This is a genomic window from Curtobacterium ammoniigenes NBRC 101786 (genome assembly GCF_001571045.1).
Taxonomy (GTDB): domain Bacteria; phylum Actinomycetota; class Actinomycetes; order Actinomycetales; family Microbacteriaceae; genus Curtobacterium; species Curtobacterium ammoniigenes.
On record NZ_BCSV01000003.1, the window covers coordinates 83,661 to 99,854 of the forward strand.

At 66.5% G+C, this 16,194-nt stretch carries 15 protein-coding genes and 1 pseudogene; 12 read left to right on the top strand and 4 right to left on the bottom strand.

Translation table 11 applies throughout. From position 1 onward, the window contains the following. Positions 1–6 precede the first annotated feature (6 nt). The 8 genes from ruvC to CAM01S_RS07455 all read left to right on the top strand — a co-directional run bounded on the left by ruvC (position 7) and on the right by CAM01S_RS07455 (position 8,449). The gene (gene ruvC / locus CAM01S_RS07420) at positions 7–624 is read left to right on the top strand and encodes a crossover junction endodeoxyribonuclease RuvC (RefSeq protein ID WP_066518909.1); all 618 of its coding nucleotides are present in this window, start codon (positions 7–9) and stop codon (positions 622–624) included. 9 nt (positions 625–633) lie between these two features. Then, complete coding sequence (gene ruvA / locus CAM01S_RS07425; RefSeq protein WP_066518910.1) at positions 634–1,248, top strand: Holliday junction branch migration protein RuvA; 615 nt, start codon at positions 634–636, stop codon at positions 1,246–1,248. Beyond that, positions 1,245–2,291, top strand: a complete 1,047-nt coding sequence (gene ruvB / locus CAM01S_RS07430) for a Holliday junction branch migration DNA helicase RuvB (protein ID WP_066518913.1) — start codon at positions 1,245–1,247, stop codon at positions 2,289–2,291. The genes ruvA and ruvB overlap by 4 nt, the downstream gene beginning before the upstream one ends. A 126-nt stretch (positions 2,292–2,417) precedes the next feature. Further along, positions 2,418–2,807, top strand: a complete 390-nt coding sequence (locus CAM01S_RS07435) for a preprotein translocase subunit YajC (protein ID WP_066518916.1) — start codon at positions 2,418–2,420, stop codon at positions 2,805–2,807. 87 nt (positions 2,808–2,894) lie between these two features. After that, on the top strand, positions 2,895–4,646 hold the full coding sequence (gene secD / locus CAM01S_RS07440) for a protein translocase subunit SecD (protein ID WP_066518921.1): 1,752 nt from the start codon (positions 2,895–2,897) through the stop codon (positions 4,644–4,646). After that, on the top strand, positions 4,646–5,638 hold the full coding sequence (gene secF, locus CAM01S_RS07445) for a protein translocase subunit SecF (protein ID WP_066518925.1): 993 nt from the start codon (positions 4,646–4,648) through the stop codon (positions 5,636–5,638). The genes secD and secF overlap by 1 nt, the downstream gene beginning before the upstream one ends. A gap of 77 nt (positions 5,639–5,715) precedes the next feature. Further along, the gene (locus CAM01S_RS07450; protein ID WP_157071471.1) at positions 5,716–6,081 is read left to right on the top strand and encodes a rhodanese-like domain-containing protein; all 366 of its coding nucleotides are present in this window, start codon (positions 5,716–5,718) and stop codon (positions 6,079–6,081) included. A 46-nt stretch (positions 6,082–6,127) separates the two neighbouring features. Beyond that, positions 6,128–8,449, top strand: coding sequence for a RelA/SpoT family protein (locus CAM01S_RS07455; protein WP_245631575.1), 2,322 nt, complete (start codon positions 6,128–6,130; stop codon positions 8,447–8,449). Here the strand turns inward: CAM01S_RS07455 and CAM01S_RS07460 are convergent. The 3 genes from CAM01S_RS07460 to deoC all read right to left on the bottom strand — a co-directional run bounded on the left by CAM01S_RS07460 (position 8,428) and on the right by deoC (position 10,853). Beyond that, positions 8,428–9,030 carry a hypothetical protein gene (locus tag CAM01S_RS07460; RefSeq protein ID WP_066518933.1) on the bottom strand — a complete coding sequence of 201 codons (603 nt, stop codon included), beginning with the start codon at positions 9,028–9,030 and terminating at the stop codon, positions 8,428–8,430. The two genes, CAM01S_RS07455 and CAM01S_RS07460, sit on opposite strands and share 22 nt — an antisense overlap. A gap of 65 nt (positions 9,031–9,095) precedes the next feature. After that, the gene (locus CAM01S_RS07465) at positions 9,096–10,034 is read right to left on the bottom strand and encodes an ROK family protein (RefSeq protein ID WP_083527894.1); all 939 of its coding nucleotides are present in this window, start codon (positions 10,032–10,034) and stop codon (positions 9,096–9,098) included. 87 nt (positions 10,035–10,121) lie between these two features. Next, entirely contained in the window at positions 10,122–10,853 is a 732-nt protein-coding gene (gene deoC / locus CAM01S_RS07470) for a deoxyribose-phosphate aldolase (RefSeq protein ID WP_245631576.1), read from the bottom strand. A 24-nt stretch (positions 10,854–10,877) separates the two neighbouring features. Here deoC and CAM01S_RS07475 point away from each other — a divergent pair. From CAM01S_RS07475 to CAM01S_RS07490, 4 genes and pseudogenes are all read left to right on the top strand, one after another. Continuing rightward, a pseudogene (locus CAM01S_RS07475) lies at positions 10,878–12,388 on the top strand (SDR family oxidoreductase). Continuing rightward, entirely contained in the window at positions 12,385–12,975 is a 591-nt protein-coding gene (locus tag CAM01S_RS07480; protein ID WP_066518939.1) for a GDSL-type esterase/lipase family protein, read from the top strand. The pseudogene CAM01S_RS07475 and the gene CAM01S_RS07480 overlap by 4 nt, the downstream one beginning before the upstream one ends. Positions 12,976–13,148: 173 nt before the next feature. After that, complete coding sequence (locus CAM01S_RS07485) at positions 13,149–13,508, top strand: DUF6804 family protein (RefSeq protein ID WP_066518940.1); 360 nt, start codon at positions 13,149–13,151, stop codon at positions 13,506–13,508. Between the two features lie 73 nt (positions 13,509–13,581). Continuing rightward, the gene (locus tag CAM01S_RS07490) at positions 13,582–15,135 is read left to right on the top strand and encodes a stealth family protein (RefSeq protein ID WP_083527853.1); all 1,554 of its coding nucleotides are present in this window, start codon (positions 13,582–13,584) and stop codon (positions 15,133–15,135) included. Between the two features lie 66 nt (positions 15,136–15,201). Here the strand turns inward: CAM01S_RS07490 and CAM01S_RS07495 are convergent, their stop codons facing one another. Further along, the gene (locus tag CAM01S_RS07495; protein WP_066518943.1) at positions 15,202–16,167 is read right to left on the bottom strand and encodes a phosphodiesterase; all 966 of its coding nucleotides are present in this window, start codon (positions 16,165–16,167) and stop codon (positions 15,202–15,204) included. Between the last annotated feature and the right edge of the window lie 27 nt (positions 16,168–16,194).

Sequence of the window (16,194 nt, forward strand, 5' to 3'; positions counted from 1 at the left end):
TCACCGATGCTCCGGGTGTTGGGGGTCGACCCGGGGCTGACTCGGTGCGGGGTCGGCGTCGTCGATGTCGCCGCGGATCGTCGCGCGAGCCTTGTTGCCGTGTCCGTCGTCCGCACGCCGACCGACATGCCCCTCGAACACCGTCTTGTGCAGATCGCTGCAGGTATCGCCGCCGCGATCGACGAGTTCGCACCGGACGCTGTGGCTGTAGAGCGCGTCTTCGCCCAGGCGAATGTCCGCACGGTGATGGGAACCGCGCAGGCCTCCGGGCTCGCATTGCACGCTGCCGCATCACAGGGGATCCCAGTCGGCCTCCACACCCCATCGGAGGTCAAGGCCGCCGTGACCGGGTACGGCAATGCCGACAAGCGGCAGGTCCAGGCCATGATCGCGCGCATCCTCGGCCTCGCCTCCCCGCCGAAGCCGGCAGACGCGGCTGACGCGCTCGCGCTCGCGGTCTGCCATGCCTGGAGGCTCGGCGCACCCGCCGCCGCATCCACCGGCACGAGCGTGCAGACTCCGGCGCAGCGTGCCTGGGCGGCCGCGGAGCAGCAGGCGCGCCGGGTGCCCGCGCAGCTGTCGGCCGCGCGTGGCGTGCCCAGAAACGTCGGTGGAGCCTCCTAGGCTCGGGACATGATCGCGAGTCTCCGGGGTGCCTGTATCGACATTTCCGGGTCCTCGATCGTGGTCGATGTCGGCGGTGTCGGCTACGCGGTCACTGTCACGCCGGCGCATGCGCTGACGATCCGGCTGGGGTCAGAGGTCTCGCTGCGCACTGCCTTGATCGTCCGTGACGACGAGTTCGCCCTGTTCGGGTTCGAGTCGGCGGACGCGCTCCGCGTGTTCGATCTGCTTCGGAGCGTGTCCGGCGTCGGCCCGAAGTCCGCGATGGGCGTGCTCGCCGTGATGTCTCCGGCGGAGGTCGCTGCCGCTGTCGGAGCCGAGAACGATGCCGCGTTCCGCAAAGTCAGCGGTATCGGTCCGAAGACGGCCAAGCTCATCGTTGTCGCGCTCGCGGGCAAGCTCGTGTCGTTCGAACATGCGGACGCCTCTGCTCCAGTGTCTGGCGCGCATCCGGCGGCTGCCGACGTGATCGAGGCGCTCGTCGGACTCGGATGGAAAGACGATGCCGCGACCTCGGCAGTCGACGATGCAATCGCTGCGAATCCGAATGCAGCCAGTCTCGGTGCCCAGGCGCTGCTTCGCGCCGCACTCGGCACCCTACGACCGTCCGGTGCGGCACGATGAGCGGCGATCTCACGGCGGCCACCCCAGAGTCGGAGGCGGAGCTCGCGTTCGAGGGTGCGATGCGTCCGCGCTCGTTGTCCGAATTCGTCGGACAGCGGAAAGTGCGCGGTCAGCTCGAGCTGCTTTTGCGTGCTGCGGCGCTCCAGGAGCGGACCCCCGACCACATCCTGCTCGCCGGTCCGCCCGGCCTCGGCAAGACGACGCTCGCCATGATCGTCGCGCACGAGTCGAATCGGCCGCTCCGGCTGTCGAGTGGGCCGGCCATCCAGCACGCCGGCGACCTTGCGGCGGTGCTCTCGTCGCTCGTTCCCGGCGAGGTCCTGTTCGTCGATGAGATCCACCGCATGGCGCGATCGGCGGAGGAGATGCTCTATCTCGCGATGGAGGACTTCCGGATCGACATCATGGTCGGCAAAGGCGCCGGCGCGACGAGCATCCCGCTGGATCTGGCACCGTTCACGCTCGTTGCCGCGACGACGCGGTCCGGACTTCTCCCGAACCCGCTGCGCGACCGGTTCGGCTTCACGGCGCATCTGGAGTTTTACGACCACGACGAGCTCGAGCGCGTGCTCGTGCGTGCGGCGGGTCTTCTCGGTCTCGATTTCGACCGAATCGCGCTGCGGGAGATCGCCGAACGCTCCCGCGGCACGCCACGTATTGCCAACCGGCTTCTTCGCCGGGTTCGCGACTATGCGCTCGTGCATCAGCCGGATCGCGGCATCGACGCCGTCCGCGGCGCGCTGGATCTGTACGACGTCGATGCCCTTGGACTCGATCGGCTCGACCGCGCGGTCGTCGAGAACATGCTGGACCGCTTCGATGGGGGACCGGTCGGGCTGAACACGCTCGCGCTCGCCGTCGGTGAGGAAAGCGAGACGATCGAATCAGTGGTTGAGCCGTTTCTCGTGCGCGTCGGCCTCGTCACCCGGACGCCGCGCGGGCGCGTGGCCACCGACCGTGCCTGGTCGCATTTCGGACGCACACGGCAGCATCGGGCAGTCCCGGGCGCGCCCGCGCTCTTCGATGACGGCGGCCACGACTGACGGCGTCCACAGCGTTCGGCCCGGTACAGGACCGTGCTCTAGACTGCTACGGCCCCGCCGGGGCACGGTCGAAGCGGCCCATCATCTGATGCTGCCTCGGCGATCAACACAGAAGGCAATCTCATCATGAACATTCTGCTCATCGTCATTCTCGTTGGGTTCGCGGCCTTTCTGTTCTGGAACAGCCGCAAGCGCAAGAAGCAGCAGGCCGAGATGGCATTGCAGATGGTTCCCGGCGCTCGGGTCATGCTGTCGTTCGGGCTGTACGGGCGACTGATCTCCATCAACGAGGAGCAGACCACCGCGGACGTCGAGATCGCACCGGGAACAACCATCACGGTGCACCGTCAAACGCTCGCTCGCGTTGTCGAGGAGCCCACCGACACACCGATCGTGGATGCCGACGCGCCGGTCGTTGCGCCCGAGCCGCTCGCGGAAACCACCGAGCCCGAATACGGCGAGCGTGCGGACAGCGCAGCGGAAATCGACGCCGCCAAGCGCGCGAACGACGACTGAGCCCTTCGCCGGCAGGTTCGATACCCGAGCCTCCCGATCCATTCTCGCGGCGCCTCGCCGCACTGAACAGAAAGACGAGACGCGCAGGTGGCACGACGAACGACGCCCGTCCGGAAGGCGCTCCGCTCACTCACCTGGCTGATCGTGATCCTCGCCGGTCTCGGCGTGCTCAACGGCACGGCCACGGTCCTCGCGAACACCGTCGGTGGCGCTGGCGCCTGGTACGCGGGTGCCGGTTGGGCGCCGAAACTCGGCCTCGACCTGCAGGGCGGCACGCAGCTCACGATGGCCGCGAACGACACGTCGGGGAAAACCGTCACCTCGCAGCAACTGAGCCAGGCTGTTGCGATCATCCGTGAGCGTGTCAATGCATCCGGTGTCTCGGAGGCGCAGGTCAACACGCAGGGCGCGAACAACATCGTCGTGTCGATCCCTGGTTCGCCGAGCAAGTCGACGATCCAGCGGATCGAGACCGCGGCCCGCCTGACGTTCCGTCCAGTGCTGTATACGACCGCGGCGACGAACACTGCGGTGGGCGGCAAGGGGGCGAACGCCTCCGCGTCGCCGACGCCCTATTCGCCGCCGGCCACGCTGTCATCCACCCCGACCGCGAAGCCGACGAACGGTTCCGACCTCGCGTGGGTGACGCCCAAGCTGCAGAACCTCTACGACAACTACAACTGCGCCGCACCGGACAACGTGTCGCAGGCGCCGGACAACAAGCCGCTCGTCACCTGCGACTCGACTGGCCAGAACAAGTACATCCTGGGGCCGGTCGAGGTCGAAGGAAAGGACATCAAGAACGCGACGTCGGGCCTTGCCACGAGTTCGCAGGGAGTCACGACCGGGGAATGGGCCGTGAACCTGTCGTTCAACGGCACCGGTACGAAGGCGTTCAGCACGGTCACGAGTCGTCTCGTCGGGCTGACCGCTCCGCGGAACCAGTTCGCGATCGTCCTCGACGGAACGATCATCAGCGCTCCGGCGACGAACGCGGCCATCACGAACGGCCAAGCCCAGATCACGGGGTCCTTCACCGCTGAGAGTGCAAAGTCGCTTGCCGATCAGCTGAAGTTCGGTGCGCTTCCGATCAGCTTCACCGTGCAGTCGAACGAGCACATCTCCGCGACCCTCGGTTCGGCACAGCTCATCGGGGGGCTGATCGCGGGCCTGATCGGGTTGATCCTCGTCGTGATCTACTCGATCGTGCAGTACCGCGCACTGGCATTCGTGACGGTCCTCTCGCTCGCAGTATCGGCGGCGATCACGTACGGCGTGATCGCGATCCTTTCCTGGAACATCGGGTATCGCCTGTCGCTTGCCGGGGTCGCGGGCCTCATCGTCGCCATCGGCATCACCGCGGACTCGTTCATCGTTTACTTCGAGCGCATTCGCGATGAGCTCCGAGACGGGAGAGCGCTGGAGTCCGCCGTCGAAGCCGGGTGGCGTCGTGCGCTTCGCACCATTCTTGCGTCGGACTCGGTGAACTTCCTCGCGGCGATCACGCTCTACGTCCTCGCCGTCTCGGACGTGAAGGGATTCGCGTTCACGCTGCTCGTCACAACCATCATCGACGTCGTCGTCGTCGCATTGTTCACACACCCCATGCTGCAACTCATTGCACGCTCGCGATTCTTCGGAGAGGGTCACGCGTTCAGCGGCCTCGACCCCTCGGCGCTCGGCGCCGTATACCGCGGGCGCGCGCAGTTCCGCGCGCCAGTGATCGACGGCAAACGCCAGCAGCGCAGCGCTCGTGAGGCGGTACGCCGCCAGACCATCGCAGAGCGCAAAGCCGCAGCATCCACCGGTGAATCCGACAGCGCTGAGAAGGACTCCTGATGTTCAGCTTCAATCAGTTCGGTAGCGATCTCTACACCGGCAAGCGGTCGTACGACTTCGTCGGCAAGCGGCGCATCTGGTTCAGCATCGCAATCGCGGCAGTACTCATTGCCATCATCGTTCCGTGGCTTCGTGGCGGGTTCCACCTCACCATCGACTTCACCGGTGGTTCCGAATACACGCTCTCGAACGTGAAGAACCCTGACCAGACGAAGGCCACCGCAGCGGTCGAGCAGGTGGTGCCGAAGATCATTCCGCTCGTCTCGCAGGTCGGTCAGAACGGCCTTCGCGTGCAGACGGGACAACTCACGACGTCGCAGTCAGATGCAGTCGGTGCGGCACTGGCAAAGGCCTACAACCTCCCGCAACGTGATGTCGCAGCGTCCTACATCGGTGCGACCTGGGGCTCAGACGTCCTGAATCAGGCAGTTCGCGGGCTCGTGATCTTCCTCATCCTCGCCGCCGTGTTCATGACGGTCTACTTCCGGACCTGGAAGATGTCACTGTCCGCGATGGTGGCCCTGTTGCACGACCTCATCATCACGGCAGGTGTCTACGGCATCGTCGGGTTCGAAGTGTCTCCTGCAGCGGTGATCGGCTTCCTGACCATTCTCGGCTACTCGCTCTATGACACCGTGGTCGTCTTCGACAAGATTCGCGAGAACACCAGCCTCGAATCGAGCCGGACGTTCGCGCAGGCCGCAAACCTCGCGGTCAACCAGACCCTTGTCCGATCCATCAACACCTCGGTCGTGGCCCTCCTCCCGGTCGCGTCGATCCTCTTCATCGGCACTTACCTGCTCGGTGCCGGCACGCTTCGCGACATTGCGCTCGCGCTCTTCATCGGCATCATCGTCGGAACGTACTCGACGATCTTCATCGCCGCACCGCTGTACACGAGCCTCCGCGTGCGGGAGCCGAAGATCCAGCGAGCCGATGCCAAAAAGGCCCAGGCGCTCGCCCGGAAGAGCCAGACGCAAGCAGCACAGTGACGCCGTCGCCCGCGTGAAGCGGGCAGGACAATGACGCCGCCACGAGCATGACGCTCGCAGCACACGAGGAGAATCACATGCACGAGATCGACGCTCCGGAGGCGCTGCGCCGCGTCGCTGCCGGGTCCCGGCTCATCGACGTGCGGGAACCCGACGAGTGGGCCGCCGGGCACGCGCCCCAGGCGACCTTCATGCCGATGTCGACGATCGAGAGCCATTGGCACGAGATTGACGCCGACGCAGACCCAGCTATCATCGTTTGCCATTCGGGGTATCGATCGGCCCGCGTCGCCGACGCGCTCGAGCGCGCGGGCGTCCCCGCCGTGAGCCTTGCGGGCGGCATGATGGAGTGGGCCGCGGCTGGAGGGCCGGTCACCGCAGGCTCGGATACAGGTGCCGACAGCGAACCGGACACCCGCGGCGGATCCGCCAGCGTAGGCTGATTCGAATCGGAGCGGGAGGCGACGCATGACGGATACGCGTGAGTCTATGACCACGGATGGCGCTGCTGCGGCTCCTGCCCCCTCACGCCCCGTGAGCCCGCCGTCGTCCGGCGCTGCCGCGACGGGGGCCACCGGAAACATCGGCTCGCTTCGAGCGCTTCTGCCGCGCCTGTTCTCTCGCGCACAGCCTTCCGGCGCTGTTGACACGCTCATCCGAACGGTGCGCTCACATCATCCGAAGGCAGATGTGACGCTCCTCGAACGTGCGTACTCGGTCGCGGAGCGTGCACACGATGGTCAGCGCCGCAAGTCCGGTGAGCCGTACATCACGCATCCGGTCGCGGTCGCGCAGATTCTGGCGGACCTCGGGATCGGGTCGATCACGATCGCCGCAGCGCTCCTGCATGACACCGTCGAGGACACCGAGTACACCCTCGACGAGCTGCGCGCCGATTTCGGTGACGAGATCGCCATGCTCGTCGACGGAGTCACGAAGCTCGACAAAGTGAAGTACGGCGACAGTGCGCAGGCGGAGACCGTGCGCAAGATGGTCGTCGCGATGTCGAAAGACATCCGGGTCCTGGTCATCAAGCTCGCCGACCGGCTCCACAATGCTCGAACGTGGGGCTTCGTCGAGTCCGAATCAGCGACCCGGAAGGCGAAGGAGACGCTCGAGATCTACGCGCCGCTCGCGCATCGGCTCGGTATCCAGGCGATCAAGCTCGAGCTCGAGGACCTCTCGTTCGCGGTCTTGCACCCGAAGCTGTACGTCGAGATCGACTCGCTCGTTCGCGAACGGCAGCCGAAGCGCGAAGAACTCGTGCAAAGCGTCATCGGCGGGGTGAAGCGGGACCTCAAGTCGGCGAAGATTCGCGGCGACGTGATGGGCCGTCCGAAGCAGTACTACTCGATCTATCAGAAGATGATCGTGCGCGGCCGCGAATTCGACGAGATCTACGACCTCGTCGGGATTCGGGTCATCGTCCCCACAGTCCGCGACTGCTACGCGGTGCTCGGTGCCGTGCATGCGCGCTGGACGCCGCTGCCCGGTCGATTCAAGGACTACATCGCGACGCCGAAGTTCAACCTGTACCAGTCGCTGCACACCACGGTGCTCGGCCCACAGGGGCGCCCCGTCGAGATCCAGATCCGCACGAATGAGATGCACCAGCGCGCCGAGTATGGCGTTGCCGCCCACTGGAAGTACAAGCAACGGATCTCCGGACGGGACGCTGGTACCGGGTCGAGCTCTGACACCGACATGGCGTGGCTCGCGCACATCACGGACTGGCAGGCTGAGACCAGCGATCCGACCGAGTTCCTCGACTCGCTCCGATACGAAATTGGAGCAAAAGAGACCTACGTCTTCACGCCGCAGGGCAAGGTGATCGGCTTGCCCGCTGGAGCGACTCCGGTCGACTTCGCCTACGCGGTGCACACAGAGATCGGCCATCGCACCATGGGGGCGAAGGTGAACGGGCGACTCGTTCCCTTGGAGAGCACCCTGTCGAGCGGCGACGTCGTCGAGATCTTCACCTCGAAGAATCCGGACGCAGGTCCGAGCCAGGACTGGCTGACCTTCGTCAGGAGTCCGCGCGCGCGGAACAAGATCAAGCAGTGGTTCACAAAGGAGCGCCGCGAAGAAGCGATCGAGCAGGGGCGCGACGCGATCGCCCGCGCGATGCGCAAGCAGAACCTCCCCCTGCAGCGACTCATGGGGCACGACACCGTGGCCGAAGTGGCGTCGGCGATGCGCTACGACGACGTGTCCGCCCTCTACGCAGCGATCGGTGAAGGTCACGTCTCCACGCAGTCGGTCATCGAGAAGATCCTCGCGAGCGTCCAAACTGAGACGGAGACCGACGAGCCCGAGCTGTCGTTCCCGCCGCAGCTGAGCGGCCGCGTTCTGCGGAACTCCGACAGCGGTGTGCTCGTCCGCGGAGCGCCCGACATCCTCGTCAAGCTCGCGAAGTGCTGCACGCCCGTGCCCGGCGATCAGATCGTCGGCTTCATCACGCGCGGACAAGGCGTGAGCGTGCATCAGGCGTCGTGCTCCAACGTGCAGTCGCTCATGCGCGAGCCCGACCGCATGATCGAGGTCGAGTGGGCGCCATCGTCGAAGAGTGTCTTCCTGGTCCAGATCCAGATTGAGGCGCTCGACCGCTCAGGTCTCCTCAGTGATGTCACCCGGGTGCTCTCCGAGCACCACGTCAACATCCTGTCGGCGACCGTCTCGACGTCGTCAGAGCGACTCGCGCTCAGTCGATTCGTCTTCGAAATGGGTGACACCACGCATCTCGATCGCGTCTTGAACGCGGTTCGACGCATCGACGCGGTCTACGACGTCTATCGCGTCAGCGCTGCCTGAGGCCACAGCGCCTCCAGGGCAGGCATGACATCCGCGTGCGGCACGGTGTCGAGCCGAGCCATTGCGTGCTGCGTGAATGGAGCGCGCGGCGTCGCGAGGAGCCGCGTGCGAACCCGCTCCGCCGCCCCGGGTGCCGCGAGCAGCACTGACAGCGCATCCCGCGCCGCCGCGTCCCAGCCCGTGTGAAGCCGCAGCAGATCGACGGATGTCCGTTCGACGGTGGTGACGCGCGCCCCACCGACCGTCGAGACGTCTCCGGGCGCAAGCGTGCTCTCTCGGACGACGACCGATGACGGATCGGGCCGCGATGACCGGGCGACCGAGCGCACGCACGCGTGCAGGGGTCGCGGTGCCCTCGATACGGCGCCCCATACCCACGCGGCGGTCATTCGGTCGGCGATGAGGCGCGGATCCGGAGCCGCAGCGCGGAACGCCTCAGCGCGGAGCGGTGCATCGTTCGGCTCCGCGATCGACGCCCAGCCTGGCCCGACGCGCATCAAATCGCCGTCGTGCGCGCAGGCGAACAGCTCGGCCTCGGGAAGCTCGGAGTTCGTCAGAATGCGGTTGCGCGGAAGCGGCACTGGACGAGTCTCGATCATGCACAGGGAGGCCGGCGTCGGCGTTAGGCGGACCTGTGGATGAGTCGTCAGCGAAGGACGTGGGCGCGGTGGACGAGCGCGGCCGCGCCGATCAACGGCCCATCCTGGGAGAGCGCGCTCGGCACGATTGTGACCTTGGTCACGAAACCGAACTCGGCGCGCTCCGCGACCGCTTCTCGAGCGAAGTCGAAGAGGTCCGGAGTCACATGCGAGAACCCACCGCCAATCGCGACGAGTTCGAGATCGACAAGGCTGGTCGCCGAGGCGATCGCCTGGCCGAGCGCCCGACCGCTCCGACGAACCGCATCACGCGCGATCGGGTCCCCTGCCGCGTAGGCGACCGCCAAGTCCTCTCCCGAGCTGCCCGCAAAGCCGTGTCGTCGCGCCCAGGCAACCGTCTTCGGTCCGCTCGCCACAGCCTCCAGACAGCCGGTGCCGCCACAGGCGCATGGGTCGTCGAATCCGCCGCACTCCAAATGGCCGATGTGTCCTGCATTCCCCGTCGGGCCGCTCACCGTCCGACCATGCAGGATCAGGCCGCCGCCGACGCCGGTCGAGACGATCATGCCCATTACGTGGTCGCGACCCTGCGCCGCTCCGAGCCAGTGCTCGGCAAGGGTGATGCAGAGACCGTCCATCCGGAGCGTCACCGGAACATCCGACGGAACCAGTGCAGCGACGCGGTCCCGGAGCGGATACTGCCGCCACACCGGCATGTTCAGCGGTGAGACTCGGCCGTGCTCCTCGTCGATCGGTCCGGCGGCGCCGACTCCGACGCCGAGGAGTTCCGCGTCGCGGGGGAGCGCTGCGAGTGCCGCCTGCACGACTTCGTCGACAGCTGTCTGCAGTTCGGCGGCGCTCCGTTGCGGCCCGGTCGGTCGACGATGGCGCGACCCGAGCAGGATCGTCCCGTCGTCGCGCACCAGCGCGGCCTCGACCTTGGTGCCCCCGAGGTCAACCGCAAGCGCGATGTTGAGTGATTCCACGGACTGCTCCTTCACGTCAGTGCGATCGACAATTCATTGCGGGACGAGTTCCTCGGAGCGGTCTCGTCAGCGGGCGGCGCCGCCAGGTCAATACGAGGTGCGATCATCGCCACGGTCGGAGGCGGTCCCGGTGGACGCGCGATGCGCGAACTCGTCGAGAATGCGCGCAGACGCGCTCGTCCCGATGCGATTCGCTCCAGCACGGACCATCTCGATGAGCGTGTCCAGTCCGCGGACACCGCCCGACGCCTTGACCCCGACGGCCTCGCCGACGGTGGCGCGCATGAGTGCGATGTGCGCTGCGGTGGCTCCGCCACCACCGAAGCCCGTTGACGTCTTCACGAAGGAGGCGCCACCAGCGACCGCTGCCCTGCTTGCCGCGACGATCTGGTCGTCCGTCAAGTAGGACGTCTCCAGGATGACTTTCACTGGGACGGCGCCGGCGACATCCACGACGGCTCTGACATCACCCTCCACCATTTGCCAGTCGCCCGACGTAGCGGCGCCGATGTTCTGCACCATGTCGAGCTCGAACGCACCATCCGCGAGTGCTTGGATGGCCTCGGCAGTCTTCGTCGTCGTCGTGGTCGTTCCGTGCGGGAAACCGATCACGGTGCCGACCCGCACGCCGGTCCCGGTAAGGCGCGCAACCGCATGTGCGACGTCGCACGGCCGAACGCACACGCTGAAGACGCCGTACGCCGCTGCCTCGTCGAGTTGCGCGTCCACCTGCACACGGCTCAATTCGGGCTTCAAAATCGCGTGATCGATCAGCCGACGAATGGCGTCGGCGGAATCCGGCGGGGAGGCATGTTCCACAGTCTTCGAGCGTAGCGTGCGGGCATGCGCGTGCTGGTCACCGGAGCAACCGGGTACATCGGCGGACGACTGGTGCCTCGCCTGCTCGACGCCGGGCATACGGTTCGCGTCATCGCTCGAACGCCGCAGAAGCTCGCGGACGTGCCGTGGCGCGGAGCGGTCGACGTGGTCGAGGGCGACCTCCTCGATGCGGCCGCAGTGGACGATGCGGTTCAAGACCAGGACGCCGTGTTCTACCTTGTTCATTCGATGGCGGCCGGTTCCGACTTCGCCGCAGCAGAACGGCGGAGCGCCCAGATCATGGCCGGTGCCGCTCGTCGCGCCGGCGTCAAACGGTTCGTGTACCTCGGCGGCCTGCACCCGGAGGGCCAGCTCAGCCGGCATCTCGCGAGTCGCGCGGAGGTCGGCTCGATCCTTCTGGCCTCCGGCGTGCCGACGATCGCGCTGCAGGCGGGTGTCGTCATCGGCTCCGGAAGCACATCGTTCGAGATGATCCGCCACCTCACCGACGTGCTTCCGTGGATGCCCGCGCCGAAATGGGTTCGGAACCACATTCAGCCGATCGCCGTGCGGGACGTCCTCTACTACCTCGTCGAAGCGCCGTATGTCGCCGAGGACATCAATCGAACCTTCGACATCGGAGGCCCGGATGTGCTCCGATACGGCCAGATGCTCAACGGATATGCGCTTGGGGCGAAGCTGCCGCAACGGGCGATCGCGAGCCTCCCGGTCTTGACGCCGGGGTTGGCGGCGCACTGGGTTCATCTGGTGACACCGGTGCCGCGCGCCGTCGCGAAGCCCATCATCGAGTCCCTGCAGTTCGAATGCGTGCAGCGCGAGCACGACATCGACGCGGTGATCCCGCCTCCGCCGGGCGGCCTGACGCCGTATCGACGGGCCGTGCGGCTCGCGCTTGCGAAGATGCGAACCGGGCAGGTAGAGACGTCCTGGCGCGGCGCCACGCTGGATTGGGCGCCCTCCGATCCGCTGCCGAGCGACCCGCAATGGGCTGGACATCGCGTCTACGTCGACGACAGATCCCGCACCACAACCGCTTCGTCCGCCGCGGTGTGGCGCGTCGTCGAGTCGATCGGCGGAGATAACGGGTGGTATTCGTTCCCGCTCGCGTGGTCGCTGCGCGGGTGGATGGACCGGCTCGTCGGTGGCGTCGGACTTCGACGCGGACGACGAAACCCCAACACCTTGCATCAGGGCGATGTGCTCGATTGGTGGCGTGTCGAACGACTCGACGCGGGGCGTTTCCTCCGGCTGCGAGCTGAGTTCAAGGCCCCGGCCGTGCCTGGCTCGAGATGACCGTGACGCCCACCGACACCGGAGCGGACTACCACCAGCGGGCGATCTTCTTCCCGCAGGGCCTGTTCGGACGTCTGTACTGGTATTCGATCCTGCCCTTCCACGGCATCATCTTTCCGGGGATGGTGGAGCGGATCACCGCGCGCGCCGAGGTCGAGTCGCGCACCGACCGAGTGAGCGAGGACAATGGGGGGCACGTTCTCGAGAAGGAGGCAGTATGACGGACGACTCGGAGCGCGAACTCGTCGCATTCCTCGGTGCGAGCATCGTTGCCGCTGGCGACTGGGAGTCGTGGCTGCCCGGTGAGCGGGTGCTGAACATGGGCATCCCCGGTGACACGACCGATGCGGTCCTCGCACGGTTGGCCAGTGTGGTCGCCGCGGCGCCGAACGTGATCGTCCTGCTGATCGGCACGAACGACTTCATGGAGGCGAAGGCGAGCGTTGAGCACGTCGTGCGCAACATCGAGACGATCCTCGTCGACCTTCGTCGTGATCTGCCGGGCGTCCGGCTCTTGCTCGTCTCGATCACGCCCGGGTCCGATGCGATCGCCGCGAAGATCACCGAGGCGAACCGGCATCTGCGTCAGTTCGTGGCAACGTGCCACGCGCAATTCCTCGACCTCTGGCCGGCACTTGCCGAGGGCGACCACCTCAAGACCGCGCTGACGGAGGACGGCATTCACCTCAACGCGGACGGGTATCGGGCCTGGGTCGACGAACTCATCCCCGGGCTGGAACGGCTTCGCGGGCTGCCGCCCATGTCGCGACCGATGACCGCGATCGACCTCGGCGACCTCGCCTCGTGAGCGGGCGCCCTCGGCAGCCCGCGTCGGGCGTGCCCGGAGGACGCTCCTCACAGCGCCGCCCGCCCGCGTCAGGGGTTCCCGGTGGCGGCTCGTCGAAGTCGGACGGAGGCCTGCGAGACCGCGCGCGCGGAGGGTCGGCACCGCGTCGGCCCCCCGAGCGCTATGGCAAGACCATGCGGACCCGAGACGGCGGACGGGCGAACTTCACGCGGCCAGGACTCGCGCCGGCGCTCATCGGTGCTGCGGTGCTGACCTTCTGCGCGAGCTTCGTCAATGACGCCGGGTTCTTCGCAGTTCGCCTCGGCGTCACGGTGCTCGCGCTCATCATCCTCGTGTTCGCGGCTCAGGGCGGCCGATGGATCGCAGCAACTGTTGTCGCCGCGATCGCGGTGCTGTGGAATCCCGTCCTCGTCATTCCGCTCACCGGCCCGCTCTGGATGGCGCTTCAATTCGTCGGCTCCGCCGTGCTCGTCGCGGTGGGCATCCTCTTGCGCGTTCCCGTCCGGGAGGACGGCCGCGGCTCTGCCGGATAAGATCGCACTGGACGGTCTCTGCTACGGGCCGTGGCCGCGCGAACCGCGCTGATCGAGCCGCAGAAGGGCATGGATGGGGAACGAGACCGCTGACCGCAACGAGAGCCCGCTGCTCACGCCTCGTCCAGCGTCAGGTGGTCTGGAACGTCCCGACGTCGTCGTCCGCAAGGGCATGCTCACGCTCCTCAACGGGCACCTCACGCCGCAGCAGTCGATGATCGAGGACTTGCTCGCGATCGACGATGCGTTGTCCGCGGCGGGCGTTCAGCATCTGCTCATCCGCGGGAACGATGTCCGACCGGTGCTCGCCCTCGATGAGCGGGATCGTGAGCGGGCAGCATCCGCGCTGATGAGTACGTTCGCGGGGGAGCCGTTCTACGCCAAGCCGCCCGGCAAGCCTGCGCTGCTCATCGCTGACGATGGCCTCGGATCGCGTCGTGCCGACGTTCTCCGCGTATTCCGCCCGCGAGTCGAGCCCATCGGCCGGCTTCGATATGGCGCATCGACCGCGGTGCAGCTGGAGTTCTGGCGAGTCACGGACGAAGCGGTCCTCGCTCCGGAAGAGAACGCCATGATGCGCCGCAGCCTTCCGCTGGACGAGTTCGTGCTCGCGAGCGTGGAACGCTTCGGTCGGTCATGGCAGACGATCGAGCATATGTTCGACGACCACGTCACCGACATCACGTTCCCCATCGACATCGTCTTCTCCTGGGTTGACGGGAACGCGACCGAGTATCAGCGTGCTCGGAAGGCCGCCCAGGCGGGCGTGCAGCTTGGAGAGGGAGACGACGCACCAGCACGGTTTCGGCAGATCGATGAACTGAAATACGCGTTGCGGTCGGTCCACATGTTCGCGCCCTGGATTCGGACCATCTACATCGCGACCGACTCGCCTGCTCCGCACTGGCTCGCCGACCACCCGGGGGTGCGCATCGTCCGTAGCGAGTCGTTCTTCAGCGACCCGTCCGTCCTGCCGACGCACAACTCGCAGGCCGTCGAGTCGCAGTTGCACCACATCGACGGTCTCAGTGAGCACTTCATCTACTCGAACGACGACATGTTCTTCGGACGCATGATCGAGCCATCAATGTTCTTCTCGCCCGGTTCCGTGTCGAAGTTCATTGTCGCAACGACACGGATCGGCCTGGGCGCCAGCAGCGTCGAGCGCAGCGGGTTCGAGAACGCGGCTCGCGTCAATCGGCGACTCCTCCAGCAGCGGTTCGGCGCGGTCACCACGAGGCACCTCGAGCACGCTGCGACGCCGCTTCGGCGCAGCGTCCTCACCGAGATGGAGCATGAGTTCCGCGCAGAGTTCGACGCGACAGCAGCCTCGCGCTTCCGCTCCGCGGAGAACATCTCGGTCACCAATTCCCTGTACCACTATTACGCCCTGATGACTGGGCGGGCGATCGTGCAGGAGAACGCGACGGTCCGATACATCGACACCACGATGCAGTCCGGACTGGCCGCGATGGATCAGCTCCTCAAGAAGCGGAACGTCGACTTCTTCTGCCTCAACGACGGCAGCTTCCCCGAGGTCAGCGACGAGGAACGGACGGCTCGAGTGACAGCGTTCCTCGATCGCTACTTCCCGATTCCCGCGCCCTGGGAGCGTCGCGCGAGCTGACCTTCCATGTCCTGGACCGGGCTGGGAGCGACGTCGGGGGACCGGGCTCGGTGCGACGTCGGGGATTCAGCGCGCCTGAGCAACCGGCGATGCCGGCACTGCGTCGTCGCCGAACACGGGGATGCTGGCGGTGACGGGCGCCGGCTCGGTTGCGGGCGCGATTCGAACGCCGGCCTCTCGGAGCCGTTCGGCCGTGGCTTGCGCGTCAACGCGTTCGCCGACTGTCGCGAAATGCCCCAGCGGGACCACGGAGTGGACGACGTTCTTGCCGTAGACGTGCACAAGGTTGAATGACTGCGCGCCGTCGCGGCCCCGCGTTCCGCCTCCCGCGGTAGCGAGGTCCTGCGTGTAGCACGTGGCGCTTGCGACCGACACCGGGATTCCGGCGAACAGCGCCGTTGTCGAGTAATGCAGATGTCCCGCGATGATCGCAAGGATGTCGCTTCCCTCGACCACTTCCGCGAGCGCGCGCTGATCGCGGAGCTCCACGAGGACGGCGAGGTCCTGCACGCTCGGTACCGGTGGATGATGCATGGCGAGGATCGTGCCGTGGGGTGCGGCCGTGCTGAGCTCTTCGGCGAGCCAGTCCAACTGTGCGCTCGAGATCAGACCGTAGTGTTCACCAGGGACCGTCGTGTCGAGCGTGATGACGCGGAGTCCGTTGACGTCGTACACAAAGTCAACGGGACGGTCCGTGGGCTGGAGACCGAAGAGCCCGGTGCGAAAGGCACCCCGCTCATCGTGATTCCCCATCGCCCAGATGACGGTGGCTCCGAGCCGCTGTGCGAGGGGATCGATGATTGCTCGAGCGCGTCGGTAGGCGCCGGGCTCGCCCTTGTCGGCGATGTCTCCGGTGAGCACGATTGCTTCGGGTCGCGCTCCCGACGCTTCAATCTCAGCCGCAATCTGTTCGAGCCGTACGGTTGCGTCGACGGCTCCATACAGCGGTTGCTCGTCTGCGAGCAGGTGCGTGTCGGAGAGGTGCAGCAGGAAGTGGTTCGGCCTCGGGTATTCGGCCGTCCGCGTGTCCATGGATCTCGCAATCGTGTGACTGTCAGC

Coding starts and splice junctions, on each gene's coding strand:
- CAM01S_RS07490 (WP_083527853.1), top strand. CDS start 13,582: ATGGGGAACGAGACCGCTGACCGCAACGAGAGCCCGCTGCTCACGCCT.
- ruvC (WP_066518909.1), top strand. CDS start 7: ATGCTCCGGGTGTTGGGGGTCGACCCGGGGCTGACTCGGTGCGGGGTC.
- CAM01S_RS07455 (WP_245631575.1), top strand. CDS start 6,128: ATGACCACGGATGGCGCTGCTGCGGCTCCTGCCCCCTCACGCCCCGTG.
- ruvB (WP_066518913.1), top strand. CDS start 1,245: ATGAGCGGCGATCTCACGGCGGCCACCCCAGAGTCGGAGGCGGAGCTC.
- CAM01S_RS07495 (WP_066518943.1), bottom strand. CDS start 16,167: ATGGACACGCGGACGGCCGAATACCCGAGGCCGAACCACTTCCTGCTG.
- CAM01S_RS07480 (WP_066518939.1), top strand. CDS start 12,385: ATGACGGACGACTCGGAGCGCGAACTCGTCGCATTCCTCGGTGCGAGC.
- CAM01S_RS07485 (WP_066518940.1), top strand. CDS start 13,149: ATGCGGACCCGAGACGGCGGACGGGCGAACTTCACGCGGCCAGGACTC.
- secF (WP_066518925.1), top strand. CDS start 4,646: ATGTTCAGCTTCAATCAGTTCGGTAGCGATCTCTACACCGGCAAGCGG.
- ruvA (WP_066518910.1), top strand. CDS start 634: ATGATCGCGAGTCTCCGGGGTGCCTGTATCGACATTTCCGGGTCCTCG.
- CAM01S_RS07435 (WP_066518916.1), top strand. CDS start 2,418: ATGAACATTCTGCTCATCGTCATTCTCGTTGGGTTCGCGGCCTTTCTG.
- CAM01S_RS07450 (WP_157071471.1), top strand. CDS start 5,716: ATGCACGAGATCGACGCTCCGGAGGCGCTGCGCCGCGTCGCTGCCGGG.